The 20879-nt window shown below is 40.5% G+C and carries 17 protein-coding genes; 2 read left to right on the top strand and 15 right to left on the bottom strand.

Translation table 11 applies throughout. The features are described 5' to 3' along the window. Positions 1-89: 89 nt before the first annotated feature. From L8106_RS17540 to L8106_RS17520, 5 genes are all read right to left on the bottom strand, one after another. Entirely contained in the window at positions 90-1025 is a 936-nt protein-coding gene (locus tag L8106_RS17540) for a hypothetical protein (RefSeq protein WP_009785734.1), read from the bottom strand. A gap of 3 nt (positions 1026-1028) precedes the next feature. After that, positions 1029-2153, bottom strand: a complete 1125-nt coding sequence (locus tag L8106_RS17535) for a DUF3696 domain-containing protein (RefSeq protein WP_009785733.1) — start codon at positions 2151-2153, stop codon at positions 1029-1031. After that, positions 2150-3307, bottom strand: coding sequence for a DUF262 domain-containing protein (locus tag L8106_RS17530; RefSeq protein ID WP_009785732.1), 1158 nt, complete (start codon positions 3305-3307; stop codon positions 2150-2152). The genes L8106_RS17535 and L8106_RS17530 overlap by 4 nt, the downstream gene beginning before the upstream one ends. A gap of 181 nt (positions 3308-3488) precedes the next feature. Further along, positions 3489-5894 carry a Calx-beta domain-containing protein gene (locus tag L8106_RS17525; protein WP_009785731.1) on the bottom strand — a complete coding sequence of 802 codons (2406 nt, stop codon included), beginning with the start codon at positions 5892-5894 and terminating at the stop codon, positions 3489-3491. 3 nt (positions 5895-5897) lie between these two features. Next, a complete protein-coding gene (locus L8106_RS17520; RefSeq protein WP_009785730.1) occupies positions 5898-6578 on the bottom strand; it encodes a polysaccharide deacetylase family protein in 681 nt (226 codons plus the stop codon). Positions 6579-6792: 214 nt separating this feature from the next. Here L8106_RS17520 and L8106_RS17515 point away from each other — a divergent pair, with 214 nt between their 5' ends. Beyond that, positions 6793-8031 carry an NAD(P)/FAD-dependent oxidoreductase gene (locus L8106_RS17515; protein ID WP_009785729.1) on the top strand — a complete coding sequence of 413 codons (1239 nt, stop codon included), beginning with the start codon at positions 6793-6795 and terminating at the stop codon, positions 8029-8031. A 3-nt stretch (positions 8032-8034) separates the two neighbouring features. On the opposite strand, the gene L8106_RS17510 is transcribed toward L8106_RS17515, so the two are convergent. The 3 genes from L8106_RS17510 to L8106_RS17500 are packed head-to-tail and all read right to left on the bottom strand — an operon-like array spanning position 8035 to position 10269. Next, a complete protein-coding gene (locus tag L8106_RS17510; protein WP_009785728.1) occupies positions 8035-8784 on the bottom strand; it encodes an HAD family hydrolase in 750 nt (249 codons plus the stop codon). Positions 8785-8805: 21 nt separating this feature from the next. Further along, entirely contained in the window at positions 8806-8997 is a 192-nt protein-coding gene (locus L8106_RS17505) for a hypothetical protein (RefSeq protein WP_009785727.1), read from the bottom strand. Positions 8998-9012: 15 nt separating this feature from the next. Beyond that, positions 9013-10269, bottom strand: a complete 1257-nt coding sequence (locus L8106_RS17500) for an MFS transporter (protein WP_009785726.1) — start codon at positions 10267-10269, stop codon at positions 9013-9015. Between the two features lie 69 nt (positions 10270-10338). Here L8106_RS17500 and ruvA point away from each other — a divergent pair, with 69 nt between their 5' ends. After that, positions 10339-10974 carry a Holliday junction branch migration protein RuvA gene (gene ruvA, locus L8106_RS17495; RefSeq protein ID WP_009785725.1) on the top strand — a complete coding sequence of 212 codons (636 nt, stop codon included), beginning with the start codon at positions 10339-10341 and terminating at the stop codon, positions 10972-10974. A gap of 113 nt (positions 10975-11087) precedes the next feature. On the opposite strand, the gene L8106_RS17490 is transcribed toward ruvA, so the two are convergent. From L8106_RS17490 to L8106_RS17460, 7 genes are all read right to left on the bottom strand, one after another. Further along, a complete protein-coding gene (locus L8106_RS17490) occupies positions 11088-13271 on the bottom strand; it encodes a diguanylate cyclase (RefSeq protein WP_198012966.1) in 2184 nt (727 codons plus the stop codon). Positions 13272-14084: 813 nt separating this feature from the next. Beyond that, positions 14085-14888: an exosortase-dependent surface protein XDP2 gene (locus L8106_RS17485; RefSeq protein WP_009785723.1), complete on the bottom strand. Its 804-nt coding sequence runs from the start codon at positions 14886-14888 to the stop codon at positions 14085-14087. A 510-nt stretch (positions 14889-15398) separates the two neighbouring features. Beyond that, complete coding sequence (locus L8106_RS17480) at positions 15399-16613, bottom strand: amino acid ABC transporter permease (RefSeq protein WP_009785722.1); 1215 nt, start codon at positions 16611-16613, stop codon at positions 15399-15401. Positions 16614-16691: 78 nt separating this feature from the next. Continuing rightward, positions 16692-17858 carry an amino acid ABC transporter permease gene (locus tag L8106_RS17475; protein WP_009785721.1) on the bottom strand — a complete coding sequence of 389 codons (1167 nt, stop codon included), beginning with the start codon at positions 17856-17858 and terminating at the stop codon, positions 16692-16694. Between the two features lie 246 nt (positions 17859-18104). Then, on the bottom strand, positions 18105-19178 hold the full coding sequence (locus L8106_RS17470; protein WP_009785720.1) for an amino acid ABC transporter substrate-binding protein: 1074 nt from the start codon (positions 19176-19178) through the stop codon (positions 18105-18107). Positions 19179-19412: 234 nt separating this feature from the next. Continuing rightward, positions 19413-19637, bottom strand: a complete 225-nt coding sequence (locus L8106_RS17465; RefSeq protein WP_009785719.1) for a hypothetical protein — start codon at positions 19635-19637, stop codon at positions 19413-19415. A gap of 215 nt (positions 19638-19852) precedes the next feature. Then, on the bottom strand, positions 19853-20797 hold the full coding sequence (locus L8106_RS17460) for a lipid kinase (protein WP_009785718.1): 945 nt from the start codon (positions 20795-20797) through the stop codon (positions 19853-19855). Positions 20798-20879: the final 82 nt, after the last annotated feature.

Here is a 20879-nt window from a genome sequence, read left to right as displayed (position 1 = left end):
CGCTCCACTTTACCAAAAATCAGGGGAATTGCAATGGGGAATTGTTAATGTTGGAATGAAGCCTGATAATTTTACCCTTATTTATCTGATCAAGTTGGATATTTATCAGTGGGAAGATGACGACCAATATACCCAATGATTACCTTTCCGGGTTCTTCTTTTGGATAAAAATGGATACGCCAGTTACAAACTCTCAGCTTGATATGTTGTTCAAATAAACGCTCTTGACCATCTGGACAACGAAAGGTTCGTTCTTGACTATATTGATTGAGTGTTACCGTACTTTCAGGCGATATCTCAATAGAATATCCTTCTGAACTAAAAGAGCCACTTGTCCAATTTTGACAACAACTGTCTAACTGTGATAATGCTTCTCTGACCAACTTTAACTCAAGTTGTCCACGCTTGATGTTTTGTAACTGCTTACCAACTGAATCACAAAATTCTAAACGGGGAAATAATTCCTCTTTTAATTTCCAAAGTTCTACTCCATCATAAATCTGTATTTTGATACGATTTTGAATCCAATCAGTATGTTCTTGTAGGTGATCACTACAACTAATATGAGGAAGTTCTCTATTTTCTTCAAGTAATTCTTCGTTTTCATCTATTCTTCTAATTTTTAAACTTAGATAAGTACAATCCCATTTCGGTTCTGAAAGTATACTAATTAAAAGTGCATCAAGAAGGTAAGCAACACCTAATCCGATAACTGATTCTCCTTCATAGCTAAATTCATAGTTATCAATATTTACCTCTTCTGTAAAGGGTTGATTTGTTAGAGTTAAAATTAGACGCTGATCATCCCGATCAATTTCCCGATCATATAACCAGTTACTCAAAGAATAATTGGGTGCAAGTACAGTATTATAAAATTCATAATGAGTGTAAGGTGTAGTTGATTTTGCATTTTCATTGATTAATCTTAAAGTGTTGATAAAATCAGACATCCATTTTCGGGCTGTATTGATGTCTGGGGCTGGATTTTTCAGTGATAATTCATTTAAAACTATTTCTAAGGTCATACTTTACTTTTCTGGTGGCTTTTCTGCTGGCTTCAACAAAGCATATAAAATATTTTCCCACTCATCAAAGAAGCCTTCTGGCCACCGATCAATTCTTCCATTTCGATCTATGCGGGGTGATACAACTTCACTCATGGCTTGTCCCTCTTTTTCTATTCGTTGAAAATAATGGAGTTGTACGTCGTTTTCACTTAGTTTACCATCGTGAACTGCCAAACGAATTCCATTTAAAACATGATCGCTATGAGTTTCAATAATGACTTGTACGCCACAACTTGCAGCCAGTGCAAACAACTCCCCTATTTTCGCTTGTCCTTTTGGATGAAGATGTGCTTCTGGATTTTCAATTACAATAAGTGTACCCGGTTTAGAGGTTAAAATTGCCACCAGAATCGGTAAAGTATAGGTTACACCAAAACCAACATTGGTAGCACGATAAGGATTACCTATTCCGTAAGAATATTGTAAACTGACTAAATCCATCTCTGGACTTGAAGCGACTCTAATTCGTGTTCCTGGACTTACTTCTCCCATCCAAGCTTCTACTTGATCTCCTAAATGTAGTGAGTTGGCTAATGGATGACCAAGTTGAGGATTCGGAATATTTTTATCTTGATAAAGAGACAGGAAGTGAACAGCATATTCACCTCGACTCCCTAATTGATGATGTTGTCGGACTTGAAAATCTGAGATTTCAAAAAATGGACGAGGAACAATTCGCTCTGCTTGAAGGTAGTGAAAGTTATCATTAAATAAACTGGTTTTGTATACTTCCTCTAAATTGGGTGATGATGTAGCAAGTGACATTACATCCGACTCTCGGTTATAGTCAAAACGCCAAACTCCTTTTAGATTATCTTTCCATCTTAATTCAAAACCAATTGTATCATCTTCTGCTCCTTCAAATAGTGCATCCTGAGCGGTTCCAATACAAACTAAATCACCATTTAAAGCTAATCCTGTTTCTGGGAGTAATCCTTGTTGATAGGACTGTCGAAGGAGTAGCAAAGATTGTATAACAGAGGATTTACCTGTACTATTTAAACCTGAAAGAAGTGTTAGAGGTTTCAGAGGTAGTATTAAGCTAGGAAATGGCTTGTAGTTTTTCAACAGAATTGATTCAATCATAATAAAACTTCCTGAACGATTTGTTCAATTGTCATAAATCGATACTCAACTTTATTGGCAGCTTGGGATATTGAGGCTAAAAAATCTTTGTCTTTTTCCATCTGTTCAATAAATTTATCTTTCAAAATTTTGCTTTTAGTTTTAAGGATTTCAAGTTCTTGAGAGTTTAATTGACTCAAGGTAACTGACCAGGCTTCAAACAAGGCTTTGTTGATAGGGTATTTTCTATTTTTTCTTGACATTTTCCGAAAAGCAGAATCTCCAAAAATATCGGATGCTGCTTTCATTGCGTATTGAAACTTATTTTCTACTTCTTGTTCCATGCTGTTATCCATTTTATTAATTTTAATCATGGCTTCATTCAGAAAATAATCTCTTCCTTTCTTCACCGGGTATTTATGATAGGGAGTCAGTGAAAAAGCTACAAAACCCAATACAAATTCATGATCATCCATACGTTGCTTACGTTTTTTACCTAAATTTGTAATTTCTATAAACTCTTGAGACTTGGCCAGACGATCTAAAAACTTAGTAGCTTTACCTGGATTTAAAGCATGACGAAGTTCTTGGGGAGATAAAGGTTCACCACCAGTATTAATTCGTCTAAATATATTAAACTTAACTTCTGGAGGAGTTCCTTTTTCAATTAAGTAAACATTTAAAACAGTTTCTTTGATTCGACGTTGATAATTTCGAGGTAACTCATCATAATTTTTATCCTCCAAATTAGTCAGAAATTCTAATCGAGTCAGCTTCAATTTTTGATCGAGAATGAATTTTTTTAATGTACTCAATCTTTGTAATCCATCTATTACCAACCAATGATCTTCATCAGTGGCATCCATATAGAATGCTGGTAATGGAATCCGAATCAAAATAGATTCAATTAACAAACTCTGAGCTTGATCATCCCAAATATTAGCATAACGTTGAAAATCCGGTGCTAAATTAATTTCATCATGTTCAATTCGGTCGAGAACTAAGTCAATCGTCATCGGTCTAGTAGCAACGCGAATTTTGGTTGGGTCAAACGGTTCGTGAATATCTCGTTCTTCGATTTTTAAATCATCTTCCTCTAATTCCGAGATAGTTATATCATCGCTATCAATATCGCTCTCAGAAAATACTTGGTTTTGATTGTTGAATTCTGTCACAGCTTGTACTCCCTAGCTGTAAAAATCATTGACCTAGAAGCTACCCGAACAATTTTCTAAAACTATAACCATTTTTAAGTTTAAAATAAAAACAGCGATCGCACCAAACCCCGTCCATTTTTGCAAATTACTTGAACAGTTAACAGTCTAGCCTCCCATACAGAGGCGATCAAGCATGAACCTACCCAAACTGATAAACCCGCCCCACATCCACACCGCCAACGTCATAACCCGGTACACCTGTCACCCAAGTATTGCCGACTGCGGCGACGGACGCTCCAAAATTCAACCGTTGATCACCGTTGTCAGGTATGGTATTAATATAAGTATCGAGAAGTTCTCCAGTTCTCAACTGATGACGGAAAACCGCCCCAGAGGTTAACGACCCATAACCCGGAGTTCCCACGAATACGCTGGTATTGACGATATCAATGGCTTCCCCAAAACGGTCAAAGGGTCGCGGTTGAGGATAACTGTAGCTTTGCAACACAGTCCCGGTTATCCCGTCAAACAGAAACGCCGCCCCGGTATCGGTTCCTCGCCTGTCATCTCCCGGCGCCCCAATTAACACGTCCCGGCCAATATTCGTCCAAGCTAAACCCCGCCCAAAATCATCAATTCCGGGGTTGGGGTTGCGAAAAATTTGCAATAACTCCCCGGTAATACTATCAAATAAATAAGCAACTCCGGGCTTTGTCGCCCCCACTCCGGTTAAACTTCCGGGGGCGCCAACTAAGACTTTATCCCCCACTGCGGCAACAGATGCCCCAAAATAAGAGTCGGCTGTGGGTTCGGGGTTATTGAAAGTTTGTAGCAATTGTCCGGCATCATTAAACAGGTAGGCGGCGCCGGAACGAGGGGCGAGGGCGTTGCTAGTCGGGGCGCCAATAATAATTGTATTGCCGATGCTATCAACCGCAAAGCCAAAGTTTTCAAAGGGTTCGGGGGTGGGGTCACTCAATAGTTGGTAGGCGACTCCGGTTGAACTGCTAAATTGATAAACAGCCCCGGCTTGAGGAATAACCGTACTATCTTGCGGGGCGCCGATGACCACATCTGCCCCAAATGCGGCGACACTTCTCCCCAGTTGGGCGTTTCCGGCGGTGTTGGGGAAGGGATGATTAAAAATTTGCAGGGGTTGTCCGGTGACAGCATCAAATAAATAAGCGGAACCTTGAGTATTATTTTGTCCGGGGGCGCCAACTAATATATTGGTGGTTACTTGTTCGACGGCAAAACCAAAATTGGCATTGGGTTCTGCGATAGGATGGGGGATAGTTTGTTGGGGTTCAATTTTGGGTTCATCATCTAATATTTCTAAGGTTGCTTGGGCGGGAATGCCAATGGAAGCTGAACCTGTGGGATTTTCTAAGCTGAGTTGAACTTGTCGGGGATAGTCAACAATATTGTCGTTATTAATGTTTAATTCAATCGTTTTTGGGGTGGTATCACCGTTAGCAAAGTTAACAGCAATTGGGGTGGTATCGAGTTCTTCTGGGGTGATAATTCCAACAGGTGTGGGAACTAAAAGTACACTAGCGGCACCATCTTCTCCGACGTTACGAGTAATGGTAATAGGGTTAAGAGGAGTGCCGTTTTCGTTAACTGTAAATTGTGAGGAATTAAAAGAAATAAAACCCGGAATAAAAAAGTCTGAACGGGTGAGTCTATCGGGTTGAACTCGCTGAATTACAGCTAAATATTCACCGTTTGCGGCTTGAATGAGGGTATTATTAGAATCTCGGGGGTCTTCGGTAATATTCAGGCTGTTAAAAGGGAAATCTCCGACTAAAGCAATGGTATCAATACCGAGTTGGAAGTCAAAGATAAAGTTGGCGTCTTCGGGGCTATTTCCACCTGTTCCAGGTTCAATAAAAAAGATGTCGTTTCCCTCTCCACCAATTAATGTATCTCGTCCTTTATCTCCATAAAGTCGGTCGTCTCCGGCTTCTCCTAAAACCCGGTCATCTCCTGTCCCTCCGAGTATTAAATCGTTATCTTCTCCTCCGACTAAAAAATCACTGTCTTGTTCGCCCCGAATAACATCCTCTCCCGCTTCTCCGCTAATTCTATCTGCATCTGCACCTCCTAAAATAATATCATTTCCTAGTCCACCTAATAAGATATCTGTTCCTTTTTCTCCTTGTATTAAATCATCTCCACTATCCCCATTTAAAGTATCAACTCCCTCTCCGCCAAAGAAAACATCGTTTCCTTGTCCGCCATTGGCTTCGTCATTTCCTTGTCCGCCAAAGAATGTATCTTCACCTAGATTTCCAAATAAAATATCATTATCTCTTTCCCCAAAAATTGAGTCGTTTCCGCTTTCTCCTAACAGGTTATCAATCCCTTGTCCGCCTAATAGGGTATCATCTCCATCTCCCCCGCGTATCAAGTCATTATCTAAATTTCCGCGAATGAATTCCGGGTCAGATGAACCTTGAACCGTATCATTTCCTCCTAGAAAAAATACACCTTGAGTAAAGACACCCAATTCTCCCGGTAAGAAAGTGGTGTTTTCCGGAAAGTCTGTTCCGACTAGGCGTAATTCTCCAGTTTGGGGGTCAGTTTCAGGTCTTAATACCATTGGTTAAACAGAAATTTTTTGTTGGTTCCAAAGCTGATCTATCGTAACAAATTTGTAGCCTTTTTCCAATAGTTTGGGAATAATTTCTCTCGCGGAAGCGGTGACATCTTGGCCCCCGTCGTTGCCATCATGTAAGACAATTATTGACCCGTTTGTTGTTTGTTGAATAACGCGGTTTGTGACAAGATTAACTCCGGGACGCACCCAATCTTCAGGAACCACTGTCCACATCACGGGTCGATATCCCCATTGTTTTAAGAAAGTTAAGGTTTGGGGAGTAAATACACCATTGGGAGGACGAACATCCAGTAAATAATTGGGGTTAATATCACAAATATTGAGGATTTCTTGCTTAGTTTTTTCGAGGTCTTGTTTCAGTTCTTCCTCGGTCATTTGATGAAACATTTGATGATTATATCCATGTAAACAAATCCAATGACCTCGCCGAATTACGGCTTTGGCAATTTGAGGATAGTTTTTTACCCAGCATCCTAACCAAAAAAAGCTGGCTGTAATTTGATATTCGTCTAAGACTTTTAACAGGTCTGAAGTATACACAGGATGCGGCCCATCATCAAAGGTTAGGGCGATTTCGGGGTGGTTAATATCTCCTCTCCACAAACAGTTAGGAAAGGCAGTTTTTAAGATAGGATGCAAGACGGGAAAGAAAGGTGCAAATTGCATTTTTCTTTATTGTTTTGAACTGTTTACACGTTGAACAGTTTTTAGTTAGTATAACATTTTTCAGACAACATGATCAGTTTTTTGGGCAAGCAGGACAAAAAATAAATTGAGTTTGGTATAATCTAATGTAGACTTAATTTGAGATATTTTGTTGTACTCAGCATCACATTTCATAAATTTTAAGTCAAATAATTGGGAGGAATTGAGGATTACCTTGTCTAAATTAAATTCTATTAAAGTTGTTGTCATTGGTGGTGGGGCTGCGGGTTTTTTTGGGGCGATTTCTTGTGCGAATACTCATCCCCATGCTGAGGTTATTTTACTGGAAGCTGGACAGCAACTTTTAGCCAAAGTTCGTATTTCTGGCGGAGGACGGTGTAACGTGACTCATGCTTGTTTTGAACCTAGCCAATTTGTACAAAATTATCCGCGAGGGGGGAAGGCTTTGCGAGGGGCTTTTAGTCGGTTTCAAGCTAAAGATACGGTTGAATGGTTTACTCAAAAAGGGGTGACATTAAAAACCGAAGAAGATGGGCGAATGTTCCCCATAACAGATAATTCTGAAACGATTGTTAACTGTTTAATTGATGCGGCGAAACAAGCGGGAGTTCAAATAAAAACTCAAGCGAGGGTTACTGACATTAAAGTTAAGCAGGACGATAAAAGCCGCTTTAAAATCACTCTAAAATCCGGTGAAATATTAACGGCTGACCGCCTCTTATTAGCCACCGGAAGTAATCCTTCGGGTTATCATTGGGCGGAACAATTGGGTCATAAAATTATCCCTCCGGTTCCCTCTCTTTTTACGTTTAATATTAACGACGAAAGGTTAAAAGATTTAGCGGGAGTTTCGGTAAATCATACTAAAATAAAGTTACCGAAAGCCAAACTCGAACAAACGGGGCCATTACTTGTGACTCATTGGGGTTTAAGTGGGCCTGCGGTGTTGAAATTATCGGCTTGGGGGGCGAGATTTTTACAAGATTGTCGCTATCAAACGTCCTTAATTATTAATTGGCTACCTCAGTCTAATCCTGAAGTTTTGCGAGAGGAATTATTAGCGGTTAAATCTCAATTACCTCAGCGAGTTATTTCTGCGAGTTGTCCGGTGATGATTCCCCGCAGACTTTGGAAACAGTTAACCCTAGCGGTGGGAATTGATGAACAAAAACGATGGGGCGAAGTCTCCAACAAAGTGATTAATCAACTTATTCCAGAATTAACGCAAGGAGAATATAAAATTAATGGGAAAGGGGTATTTAAAGAAGAATTTGTCACCTGTGGCGGTGTCAGTTTAAAAGAGGTTAATTTTAAAACAATGGAAAGCCGTTGTTGTCCGAATTTATATTTTGCAGGTGAAATCTTAGATATTGATGGGGTGACGGGTGGGTTTAATTTTCAAAGTGCTTGGACAACGGGTTGGTTAGCAGGTCAAGCAATGGGAAAACCTTAAAAATCAGTCCGTTAATAACTGCTGAAGTTGGGGAATATCCAGATAACTGACTCCTTCTAATTTACCCGCAAGACAGGTTAAGGGTTCATCGGGTTCACCCAAATGATTAACCACTAAAGCAGCATCTGAAAAGTCTTGATGTTGGGTATAATTGTTAACGGTGATAATCGTTTTTAAACCTACTTTTGTTGCTGCTTTTAACCCCTGATGAGAGTCTTCAAACACCAAACAGTCTTGGGGAGTTAATTCTAATTTTTCTAAGACATAATTATAGATGTCTGGGGCGGGTTTTTTGGCGGGGACAATATCTCCGGCACCGATAACTTCAAACCAGTCGGGGTTAAGGGTTTTTTCGAGTAACGCCATAGCATTAGGTAAAGCACTCGTTGTCGCAATTGCTAACCGTAATTCGGCTGTTTTAGCTGCTTGAATTAAACGTTTAACACCGGGACGGAGGGGAATAGTACCAGACGCGAGTAAGTCACGGTAATATTGATTTTTGAGATGATGTAAACTGGCAATAAATTCGTCTAAATTATCAGGTGTTTCTAAGTGAGGTTGGTATTTTTCCAAATAGAACCGAATTCGTTCTTTTCCTCCTGGAACTTCTAAAAGTTCTCCGTACAAATCAACCGACCAATTCCAATCAAGTTTAGCTTCAGCAAAAGCCTGATTAAAAGCAATGCGATGTCCGTCTCGTTCCGTTTCGGCTAAGGTTCCATCTACATCAAAAATTAGTGCTTTTAAAGTCATTTTATAGGGAAAAATACACGTTTAAAGTTGAGGTTTAGTGTCTTTATCGGGAATTTCGGGAGAAGCTAGACCTTCGGTGAATTTATAGCCTTGCTGTTCAAAATTCTGTACAAAGTTTTTGGGGTCAGCTTCTTGAGGAGACTGGGGTGATTGTGTAGGCGGGTTTTCCTTCGCGTGTTGTCTCATTTTTTTGAGTTTTGCTTGTCTTCCCATGGGTTGATTTTCCTGTTAGTGATTAATTTTTTGATTAGTCATCATGCGATTTAAAACTTGTAAGATGGCGATTGTAATACCAATGCTTGCGGCTAATCCTAACCAATAATTATACACGATTTGTGGTGTTTGATCGAGTACCCATCCCCCTAAAGGTGGCCCAATTAAATAACCAATTGCCCAACATTGGGCGTTAACGGCGAGGTAAATTCCCCGGAGTGATTCTGGGGCTAAATCTGCAACGAGGGCGGAAGCGGAAGGAGTATAACTCACTGTGGCTATCGCTAATACACCTAATGCAATACTCGCAAAAATAAGGTTGTTTTCAGAAACCATTCCGGTTAAACCAATCAGAAGAAATCCGATTCCCCAAAAACAACAGGATATCATTAACGCTTGGGGACGAGTAAACCGATTGAGGAAACTTGCTACCGGAAGCTGACAGAGAATCGATAAGGCGATATATCCCGTAAATAAATAGCTAATTGTACTCGCAGAAAACCCGTTGTCAACAAATTGATTAAAGTAAAGCGGAATGGTACTATGAATTTGAGAAATATAAACCGTAAACATGATATTAATTAAAACAAATACCAGTAACGTGCGATCACCAAGCGCTAAAAACCACTTTTGAGTTGTATTTTGGGAGTTTTGATTTTCGTCTAATGAGGGCTTATAGGTTTCTTGAATCGTTTTAAAAATTACAGCAAAAAAGACAATAAAAGAACAAGCATCAATAATAAATAAAGCTCGATAAGCCCCGGTTGTCGAAATAACAACTCCACCTAAAATAATCCCCAATTGTAAACCAATATTATCCGCTAAACGAGTTAAAGCATAGGCTTGATTGCGATGACTTCCTGTACTCAAATCCGCGACAACCGCTTCAGTAGCCGGCCAATATAATCCAATTCCTAATCCTAAACATAAATTTCCTAAAACAACTGTGGTAAAATTGTTCGCACTTGCTAAAATAAAAGAAGCCATAGCCGAAACTAAAGCCGAAAGTAATAAAGTCCGACGCCGACCCCAAAGTGGAGAATCAGAGAAAGAACCCCCCAAAATTCGCCCCAAAATGCCAGAAATTTGAGCGCTTCCTAAACCAATTCCCACTGCTGTCGCCGATAACCCCACTTGGTTGACAAAAAAAAGCGGTGCATAGAACAATGTAAAGCCTGTCCCCGTTTGAGAGAGTAACCGACCAAACGCCAAAATCCAAATTTGGGGATTGAGTGAGGGTAGCCAAGCTAAGATTCGATTTAGGCATCCCATTGTTTAAAATCCCCAGAGTATCATTCTGGTGATTAATTCTAACATTTTTTGCGACAGGAGACGAGAGCGATGATTGGCTATTTAAAAGGAACAGTGGTAGCAATTCAAAAAAATAATAGCAATCGTGTCATCCTTTTGCTAGAAACAAATAATATCGGCTATGAAGTGCAAATTGTCCCTCGAATGATTGCCCAATTACCGACTATGGGTGAGTCAATACAAGTGTTTACACATCTGCAAGTTCGCGAAGATCAAATGGTTTTATATGGATTTTCTAGCTTTGCCGAACGAGATTTATTTCGTCAATTGGTTAGTGTAAGTGGTATTGGAACTCAATTGGCAATTGCTTTATTAAATACTTTAGAATTAACTGAATTAGTTCAGGCTATCGTGGGGGAAAATACAAAAGTATTAGCAAAAACGCCAGGAGTCGGAACTAAAACCGCCCAACGTATTGCATTAGAATTAAAAACAAAACTTGCCCAATGGCGACAAGAAGCAGGACTAACCACTCTTGTCTCCTCTGGACTCACGGTAGAAGTTCAAGAAGAAATTGAAATGACGCTTTTGGCGCTCGGATATACGGGGTCTGAAGTGATGCAAGCCTTAGAATTTTTGAGCCAAGAACAACAGTTATCTTCCCAAACCTCAACAGAAGAATGGATTAAAAAAGCAATTGCTTGGATGGCGCAGGAATTTCAATAGATATAAAATACACCTCAGCAAAAACTTGGTTTCTTCAATAAACCGGGTTTTTATTTCCCAAACAAAATGGAGACTGATCGCGTTGACCTCACAGGCTTGAGTGAAACCTCATTTCACTGCATGGTTTGCGTTTCTTGATAGGCGACTACACAGTTACGACCTTTCTTTTTGGCTTTGTACAACGCTTCATCCACCTGACTGATCAGATGGCTGATAGAGTGACTACCCCTGTGAAATTCAGCGACTCCAAAGCTAGCCGTTTGATGACCCACTGTGATGAACTCATGATCGGCTAACTGTTGACACAGTGCCTCAGCTAGAGTCGTTGCCCCAGATAAATCAGTATTAGGAGCAACAATCATAAACTCCTCACCACCCCATCGCCCTAAAATATCGGTGTCCCTAAGTCGTTGATTTAACAGCGTCACCATTTCCATCAACACAGCATCTCCAGCTAAATGCCCAAAGGTATCGTTAATCTTTTTGAAGTAATCAATATCGCAGAGAATGACGCTAAATGTCTGTTGGTATCGATTAAAAAGGGATTCTTGTTTCTGTAAACATTCTTCAATCTTTAGGCGATTGAAGCAGCCCGTCAAAGGGTCGGTAACTGATATCTTTTCTAACTTGCGATTATAAGTTTGTAATAAATATTGCCGATAAAGAACGATCGCTAAAACGGTTAGCCCGATGAACAAAAATCGCCGCACGATCCGATAATCGACACCTTGTTCATATCGGACAGAAATCCAATCGTTGATGATGCCTTGTTTGGCTTTTTCATCGATAGAAGCGATCGCTTTCTCAAAGATACTCAGTAGCTCAGGCTGATCATTGCGAACGGCAATCCCCAATTCCCAAGGCTGCTCAAATCGACCGGCAATTTTCAGGGAAGGATATCGTTTCTGAATAGCATATGAGGTCGTCGGTAAAAGATCGATATACCCAAACAAATTCCCATTTTCGACTTGCTGTAAACCCTCGTCAAGGGTGGTCACCTCAACAATTTGCATATCGGGGTATTGGTCACGTAAGATCTCCGCAAAAGCGTAGCTCTTAACAATCCCAATTTTGTGATTAAGAACATCCGTAATATCGGCAATAAACGGTTCCTTTTCTGGTGTGGCAATTACTAGCGGCAGTTTAAGGTAGGGTTGAGTAAAGTCAGCATATTCGCGCCGATCTGGGGTGGCAACAGCTAGGGGTAGAATGTCACATTGCCGCTGTTTCAATTGCTCAAGACTTTCGAGCCAGGTCTTTGTTTCAAACAGCGTAATCGGGATTCTAATCCGGGCTTTCAACAATTTAACGAAGTCTGCACTCATCCCCGTATGTTGCCCATCAATGATTGCCTCCAAGGGCATCCAACTCGGGTCAACACACATTTTGATCTGACCTTTATCTTGTAGATATTCTAATTGTCTTTTGCTAAAACCAAAGCTGGCGGTATCGGAAGCCAAATACCAGCGCCGACGCAGATTGGCATACTCCTCTTCTGAAACCGCTGCCATGGCTTTGTCTAAAATTGATTTTAAAATCGGGCGATCGTTGCGGATGCCTAAATATTGACCTGCATTCGATAAATAAGGGTTATTAATCAGAGGACGGCTGACTAAATCTTTCAAGAAATAGCGATCAATATAATAGTTGAAAGTTGCATGATTTTCTAAAGCTGCATCTGCTCTCCCCGCTTCGACCTGCTTCATCGCATCCAATGTATTGTTGGTCAACAGCAGGTTGATCTCGGGATAGTATTTTGTTAAAATTTCCTCAAAAAAGAAACCTCTGACAATCGCCAAATTTTTTCCTTTAAGCTGTTCGAGTTCAGTATAGTCTTTGCCATCTTTGCGGGTCAACAAAGAATTAACCAAGTCAAATACATATTGGTCAGAATAGATCGCGAATTTCTGACGATCTTCGGTGATCACCATATTGGTGACTAAATCAATTTTTTTCTGAGCCAACAGGGTCATAAATTCATCCCAAGTCGGACCAACCACAAACTCAACTTCAAAGCCTACTTTTTGGGCGATAAGCTGAATGTACTCGTTGCTGAATCCTTTGACGTTACCATTCTCGACAAAGTTATAAGGTGGCCATTGGGACTCGGCATGAACTCGGAGGACGGGATTAGCTTCAATATACGCTTGTTCTGCTGCGGTTAATTCAACTGTTGAACTGCTTTGGTCTAACGACTCACTTTCTTGTGCAACTCCAGGATTCCAAACCAGCAGTAACGTTAATACGAGGCTTAACAGGCTTAATATAAAGTGATGACAAGTCAATTTGCAAGCCACTTTAATTTCTTTATAAAAAAATTCTGCATACAAATACTACACTATCATAACAAGCCGACATTTCTGATTACTGGTTTGATCAAATAGTCACAGATTACTCCGCCCTTCGGGTTCACCAGTTGCTCCACTTGGGGAAACCGCCTCTCTTGGTCAGCGTTCCCTAAGCGAGGAAACCTCGCCGGGGTCTGACCGCAAGACCGCACTGGTTCACCGTAAAACGACGGAGCCTGTCTTGGACAGCATTCCCTTGCGCCGTCAGGCGCAAGGGGTCTGTCCGCTGCTGTGACCGTTGGTAAAATATTCTGTTTTCAAACTCTTGGGCTATCGCTATCCCCGAAGAACAACGGTTATATGGGGAACTATCTCACTCCAGACATTAGCTAGTTAGTAAATTCTGTTGTGTCGGTAGGGTGGGGGTGCCACAGTGAACAGAGAGTATTGATAACTCATAACTGCAACAGACGAGACAGGTTCATGCAAGTTCTTGATCAGAAATATACATCGCGGTTGAACCCGCCCCGAACACACTGGAGACTGATCTGAGACTTGCCCCAACAAAATTATGATTAATTAATCGGACATCATATTAAATATAAACTCTCTTCTGTCACTCTAGGCAGAAGAGAGTTATACCAAATCCGGTTTTCAAAACCCATTTATAAAAATTAAGCCAATTTCCTTCTATTATCAATAATCTAGGCTCTGAAAATAAGAAGGGTATGAGAACCGAATTTAATATTACACCCTGATTTTGTACTACATAATAGTTCTATCACTCACTCTCGCTAAGATAGAAATTCTTTTTGATTTCAATTATTTGCTTTTTTGGCGACGACGGCTAGCAACGAATGAACCGGCAACCAAACCTAAACCGATAACCGCAGTGGGTTCAGGAACAGAAGCAGGAGTGGGGTCAGTGGTTCCTAAGATTTTCCAGTCAGGGCCATTATAGCCTGTTTGGCTGATCATCCGATATCCAAAAATGGAGTCATTGGCGCTTAAGCCAAAATCTGCCAAACTTAAACCGATAGAAGCAACTTTTTGAGCGCTACCAATTTCTTTTGTGTCGATACTGTATCCAGCATCCGTCCAATTGTTAGATTTGGGTAGATTAACTAAGTTACCAATCAAATTTCCTTTAAAGTCGATAGCTTGAACATCGAGTTTACTATTCTGACCCCGTTCCCAAACTAAGATGTTGTCAACCGCTTTGTCAAACATCACGTCAATGGCAAAGTTACCTTTATCTTCAGTATCAATAATACTGTTGAGGTTCAGGTTTCCGAGGGCTGCAACTGCACCTACTTCTGTTAGTTTTTCTTCCTTAAAACCGACAGTGGCTTTATCTCCCATATCCGCACTTGCAGCGCCACTATTACCGCCTGTCCACAGGTCATTACTGACGATTTTGGCATCTTTAACAACGGAGAATTCACTAACTGTTTGTCCGCCAAACTCGATAGACTCTAGCCAGATATCGCCTTTCCACATATCATTTCCAGCTAAGTCTGCGGTGTAGTTTGTCTTGAAGCTGAAACCAGCCGCTTGAGCGGAAGATGCAAAGACTCCAGTTAGGGCGAGGGCGGTGGCAAAGCTTGCAAAGAGTGTAGTTTTCATGGTGATGTTTTCCTTGTGAGATGGTGTTTTTTTTAATCAACCCTGAAACTATTGAGTTGTTCAGGTTTTTTGCTTTTTTGTTTATCTTGACTCCTATCGTATTATTTAAAAATTGATTTGTCTATAGTAAAAACGGTAGTTTACAGAATATTTATGAATTTATACTCATTCTTAAAGTATTACTTCTATCTGTATTTTTAACTATAAAAATGGAGCGATTAAAATTTAATTTTTACTTATAAATTTCTGAGATCTAGTGAAATTATGGATAAATCAAATTTTTTGATTTTCAATTTACGTGAAAACACTGAGATCAGTTAAGAGCACGGATACACACGGACGAAAATGATTGGCCACCTTAGTAAAAATAGGCATCACCCAGACTGGTAGAAACCCCTGAATGACTAAAACTTCAATATAAAAATATAGTGTTGCGGGTCGGGAACAGGGTACTGGCCGAAGTCGTGAGGCTAGAAATCAGAAGTAAACACGGATAACTGTTCACTTCCGTTAATTTCTCTCGGTGTTGAGTTGTTGTTCTAGCTTACGACTGGCTTGAGACATCAGATAACAAAATAGCCAGTAGAGAATTCCAATAAACAGATAAACTTCTGAGTACCGTCCCAGGAACTTCGGGTTCGCCAAAATCGAACGACTCATCCCCAATAATTCCACTAATCCAACAATTGCCAATAAAGTTGTATCCTGAAATAAACTAATAAACTGACCCACAATAGAAGGAATAGAGATTTTTAAAGCTTGCGGTAAGACCACCAACCCTAACGTTAAAGGTGTGCTTAAACCCAATGCTTTTGCTGCTTCAATTTGACCTCGGGGTATAGCTTGCAGTCCGCCTCGCACATTTTCAGCTAAATAAGCAGAACTAAACATTGTTAAACCCACTATCGCCCGTAAAATCCGGTCAGGGCGCATTCCTTCCGGTAAAAATAAAGGAACTAATACTTGACCCATAAACAAAATCGTAATCAACGGTAAACCCCGAATAACCTCAATATAAGCAATCGAGAGAAACCGAATAATCGGGAGACTACTTTGACGCCCCAAAGCCAACATCACCCCAATCGGAAAACAAAGCAGAATACTGATAATTGACATCAACAACGTCAACATCAATCCACCCCATAAATTAGTCGAAACAGACTCTAAACCTAATCCTCCTCCAATCAACCAAACTGAAATAATTAAACAAATAAACCAGCTAAAAGGCAGCCATTTTGTCAAATTGGGTTGAGTTTTACTCAGTTGTTTTCCTCCCCAAGCACTAGCAACGACCAGCAAAACCATTCCAATGAGTAGAATTCGATAGGGAATACCTACAGGAACTATAGTCATCATCATGCAAACAATACTAATAATGATGACGATATTTTGACGAAATAAAACCGGAACATTCCGCGCTAAAATTCCCCAAGTTAAACCTGCTAGTAAACAAATTAGAGAGAGTACAATCCACAAACGCCAATATTGATCGCTTGGAAATCTTCCCACAAAAAATAATGGCAGGTTAGCCGGAATTACACTCCATTTGGCTTCGGTTCTCGCCCAAGTGATCAAACTTGCCAACGTCCAAAATAATAAACCTGAAATAACTAAAGTTAAGATCGTGTTGTACCAGGTATTAAATAGATTTTTGAGCATCCATTCGCGAGGAGTAGAGGACTCAACGGGAGCAGCAGAATTAGATGGCGGTGTTGTAACAGTCATAAATTTAGGAAATTGTTTCTAGCGTTTAGGTTAAATAAAAATTAACCCAAATTTTCAGTGTAGTTTGAGCAAAAAACCTTATCTTTCTCGCAGTTGAACGGCTTTGTTTAATCCATTCATCGTCAAGGAAATTAATAAGTTAATACTGAGATAAGTTGCCATAATAATTAGCATGACTTCCACCACTCGTCCACTTTGGTTAAAGGTGGTATTAGCAACGCTATAGATATCAGGATAAGCCACAGCGATCGCTAAACTGGAGTTTTTCGCTAAATTTAGATATTGACTGTTTAAAGGAGGAATAATCACTCGCAAAGCTTGGGGAAAAACTACTAAACGCATGACTAAACCGGGTTTGAGTCCTAGCGATCGCGCTGCTTCCCATTGTCCTTTTGGAACGGACTGAATTCCAGATCGAACAATTTCAGCAATGTAAGCCCCAGTATAGACAACTAAACCCACCAATAGCGCTGTAAATTCAATTGTCATTCGTAGTCCCCCTTCAATTGTGCGACCATTTTCAGCCGGAATAGGACGTTGCCAACCGAGTGCAAATATAATAACTAAACCCGCTAAAATTCCCATTATCCACAGTATAATTAGTTGAGGTTGACCTGATTTTCCTTGTTCGACCATGATTTTGATTCGCCATCGCCAGATCACCACAGAAGCGATCGCAGCAATCAACAAAACTGCCAACCAAAACCAGACGGCATTGCCTGACGGCCAGGGTAGAAAAACCCCTCGTTTATTCAAGTAAATGGCATTAAAAAGTTTAGCCGTTGTGGCGATCGCTGGAAGCTGTAGAAACAGACCATACCAAAAGAGTAATTGTAGGAGTAACGGTGTATTTCGTACTATTTCCACATAATAAATAGTAATTTGACGGAGTAACCAGTTATTAGAAAAATAGATTACTCCGGCTAAAACTCCTAAAATTGTGGTGAGGATAATCCCCAAAACCATCACGCGCAGAGAGTTCAATAAGCCGGCTAGTAAAACGCGACTATAATTATCAGTTGCTTGATAAGGAATCAGACTTTCACCGATTCCAAATCCAGCGGTACTGTTCAGAAAATCGAAATTAAATACTGTTCCTCCGGTTTGTTGAAGGTTACGAGTTAGATTGGTTCCAAGAAGTATAAATAGGGATAAAACAGCAATCAGAATGACTAACTGAAAGGCTATTTTCCAAAAGCGAGAATCTCGCCAAAGGGGAACTTTTGGTGTTGGGTTTGTTGTCATTAGCTTGAAGTTAATCTTGTAATTTTGAACGGAGTTTCTATTAAAAAACCGCGCCCTGAATAGAATAGAAAAAGGCACGGCTACGAGGATTTTACAATTACAATAGCTTTATTTGTTATTGAGCTATGCCTAAACCAAGCGGTTCTGTGAATCGATAATAGAGTGCAGAAATAATGATTAATCCTTCTCACTTCTATTTAGCAGGTAACAAGCTTAGTCAAATTTTCATTAAGATCGAGAAGTCAATTAACGGAAAGGGGGTGAATAAAGTAAGCCGCCATTATTCCAGAGTGCATTTTGACCTCGATCTAGTCTAAATTGTGAACCTTGTCCTAAATTCCGCTCATAAATTTCACCGTAGTTTCCGACTTGTTTAATCACATTAGCTGCAAATTCATTGTCTAAGCCGAGTCCTTGACCTAAATCTCCTTCAATCCCTAAAAAACGTCGAATCGTCGGTTCTTCACTACTTTTAAGCTGGTCAACATTTGCTTGATTAATCCCTAATTCTTCACCTTCAATTAGGGCAAAAGTCGTCCATTTCACCACATCAAACCAAGCAGAATCATTATTAATTGTTACAGGGCCAAGCGGTTCTTTTGACATCGTGACATCCAGCAGAATATGATCATCTGGATTGGGTAATGTACTACGGCGAGCCACTAACTGAGATTTATCAGAGGTCATGCCATCACAAGCCCCTTCTGCATAAGCCGCATAAGCCGGATCAGCTTGTTGATAGGTTTTCGTCTCCGAGTTGACCCCAGCTTTACGCATATTGTCGGTTAAGTTCAGTTCTGTAGTGGTTCCGGCTTCTACGCAAACGGTTCTACCTTCAAAATCTTCTAAACTGGTAATACCGCTATCTCGCCGAACCATCATCCCCTGACCATCGTAAAAAGTGGTCGGTGCAAACTCCATCCCCACTGATGTATCGCGAGTAATTGTCCAGGTGGTGTTGCGGGAAAGCATATCCACTTCACCCGACTTCAGGGCTTCAAATCGTTCGGTGGAGTCTAGATTTCGGTATTCAACGGCATTAGGATCGTTAAAAATGGCTGCCGCAACCGCTTTACACATATCTACATCTAAGCCAGAGTATTCACCATTTTCATTAACAAAGCTAAATCCAGGAATTCCCCCATCAACCCCACAGACGAGTTTACCGCGACTTTTAACTGTATCTAGGCGGCTTTGAGAGGTTCCACTTCCTCCGCCTTGATTCTCTCCATTTGTTGAATTATTTGGACTTTGTACACAAGCTCCCAGGGAAATAATTAATAATGAGGTAGACAGCAGTAGAGAACTCCAGTTACGCATAATTCTAAATTACAAATTTTTCAAAAAGTCAGTACATGACTTTGAAGCATTGAAGTTAGCTCACCTCAATGTCTCAAAACTTCCTTAAGATTACCTTAATTGGGTTCAACTATTCAACTGATCGAAATCATTATGGTACTGTTCTTTCTGAAAACTGATTTTGCTGATCTAAAACTGATTGCTCTGGCTTGATTTCTCGTTCATTTTTGTAAAAATAGAGAGTCAGAACTGCTATTAATGACCTCCTGCTAAACGGGATTCAGCCAAATCTCGAATCAGCGCCAATCGAGAGTTGAGGTAATCATTAACGACATCTTGATCTGAATAGTTAATTGTTGATTCGGTTTGGAGTCGCTTGAGCAACCACTGCACTAAATCGGCATCATCGAGGGAAACGATCAGCGATGCTTGAGTTGTTTCCACTAAAGACCAGAGTTGACGAAGCATTGTGGGACTCATAAAACCTCCTTATCGAGAATAGTCTACTTATATTTGCGACTTTAGAACTTGTGTGCTTCTACCTCGGGAACAATTTACTTGGGGCAGAGCCAATAAATTTTAGATTTTCTTTATGTTTACACAATAACTGAATATACCTATATCAGATACCCCAACACACAAGATGTCACATGAACTACAAATTTCTCAACCTAGTGTTGCAAAACTTTATTTTTCTATTTCATTAAAAACTCAGCACCAGTCTGAAGATTGGAGTCACTCCGTCGAGGTGCAAATACAGCGATCGCTTTGGGGATCACGCGAAAATGGGCCGGAGTCGAGACAGTTAACTCACCATCAGTATTAATAGTCTGAGGTTTGCTGGTAAAGATTTCAAACTCCTCACCCGAGAGAGTCCGAGTTCCCAATTCTGGGCGATGGAGTCCCGTGCGAATCGCTAGCATGACCGTAAAAAATTGCCACCAGCGTTTAATTTCCAAGCTGTAAAGATCTAGACGTTGATCATCAATTGTAGCATCATGAAGAATTTTCATCCCTCCGCCATAATACCGACCATTACCCACCGCTATCTGAAACGTTTTCACCCGTTTACACTGATCTCCAAACCGAATCTCCGCCACAAAAGGACTCGCTTTAAAAATGGCTTTCGTCGCCGTAATCAAATAAGCAAAGACTCCCCAACGGCGCTTGGCCTCTCGGGTGAGTTTGCGGGTAATATTGACACTCAACCCCAAACTCGCCACATTAAAAAAATGCTTCCCATTCACCCAACCCAAATCAATATACTGCTTATTGCCTTGAGAAATCACTTGACAAGCCTCGGGGAGAGAAAGGGGAAGATTAAGAGTTCGGGCCAAATCATTCGCCGTTCCCAACGGTAAAATCCCCAGAGGTAAACCCGTTTTCACCAATCCATCAATCGCGGCGTTGAGGGTACCATCTCCCCCTCCAACAATCACCAAATCAACCTGATCTTGGTAACGTTCAATCAAAGAAGTAAAATCTTGAGGGGATTGGGGATTCTCTTGAACGATCTCTAAGCCCAAAGCTTGCAATTGAACAACCACTCTCGATAAAGAGTCCGGATTAGCTTGACGGGCGTGGGGATTGAGCAACAAGAGTGCTGTTTTGGGATAGGGCTGCCGATGTCTGATGGACATGGGTAGAAATTAATCAATAATGAGGTTAATAGAGAGTAAACAAAAAAGAAACAAGCGATTAAACACCAAAAATCTAACTAAA

The sequence above is a fragment of the Lyngbya sp. PCC 8106 genome, from assembly GCF_000169095.1.
GTDB lineage: Bacteria > Cyanobacteriota > Cyanobacteriia > Cyanobacteriales > Microcoleaceae > Capilliphycus.
This window is presented reverse-complemented; position numbering and strand designations above follow the sequence as displayed.

Bases quoted from the DNA above. Each gene is read 5' to 3' on its own strand.
- L8106_RS17540 (WP_009785734.1), bottom strand. From the start codon at position 1,025: ATGACCTTAGAAATAGTTTTAAATGAATTATCACTGAAAAATCCAGCC.
- L8106_RS17525 (WP_009785731.1), bottom strand. From the start codon at position 5,894: ATGGTATTAAGACCTGAAACTGACCCCCAAACTGGAGAATTACGCCTA.
- L8106_RS17475 (WP_009785721.1), bottom strand. From the start codon at position 17,858: ATGACAACAAACCCAACACCAAAAGTTCCCCTTTGGCGAGATTCTCGC.
- L8106_RS17460 (WP_009785718.1), bottom strand. From the start codon at position 20,797: ATGTCCATCAGACATCGGCAGCCCTATCCCAAAACAGCACTCTTGTTG.
- L8106_RS17510 (WP_009785728.1), bottom strand. From the start codon at position 8,784: ATGACTTTAAAAGCACTAATTTTTGATGTAGATGGAACCTTAGCCGAA.
- ruvA (WP_009785725.1), top strand. From the start codon at position 10,339: ATGATTGGCTATTTAAAAGGAACAGTGGTAGCAATTCAAAAAAATAAT.
- L8106_RS17465 (WP_009785719.1), bottom strand. From the start codon at position 19,637: ATGAGTCCCACAATGCTTCGTCAACTCTGGTCTTTAGTGGAAACAACT.
- L8106_RS17535 (WP_009785733.1), bottom strand. From the start codon at position 2,153: ATGATTGAATCAATTCTGTTGAAAAACTACAAGCCATTTCCTAGCTTA.
- L8106_RS17480 (WP_009785722.1), bottom strand. From the start codon at position 16,613: ATGACTGTTACAACACCGCCATCTAATTCTGCTGCTCCCGTTGAGTCC.
- L8106_RS17485 (WP_009785723.1), bottom strand. From the start codon at position 14,888: ATGAAAACTACACTCTTTGCAAGCTTTGCCACCGCCCTCGCCCTAACT.
- L8106_RS17500 (WP_009785726.1), bottom strand. From the start codon at position 10,269: ATGGGATGCCTAAATCGAATCTTAGCTTGGCTACCCTCACTCAATCCC.
- L8106_RS17520 (WP_009785730.1), bottom strand. From the start codon at position 6,578: ATGCAATTTGCACCTTTCTTTCCCGTCTTGCATCCTATCTTAAAAACT.
- L8106_RS17505 (WP_009785727.1), bottom strand. From the start codon at position 8,997: ATGGGAAGACAAGCAAAACTCAAAAAAATGAGACAACACGCGAAGGAA.
- L8106_RS17470 (WP_009785720.1), bottom strand. From the start codon at position 19,178: ATGCGTAACTGGAGTTCTCTACTGCTGTCTACCTCATTATTAATTATT.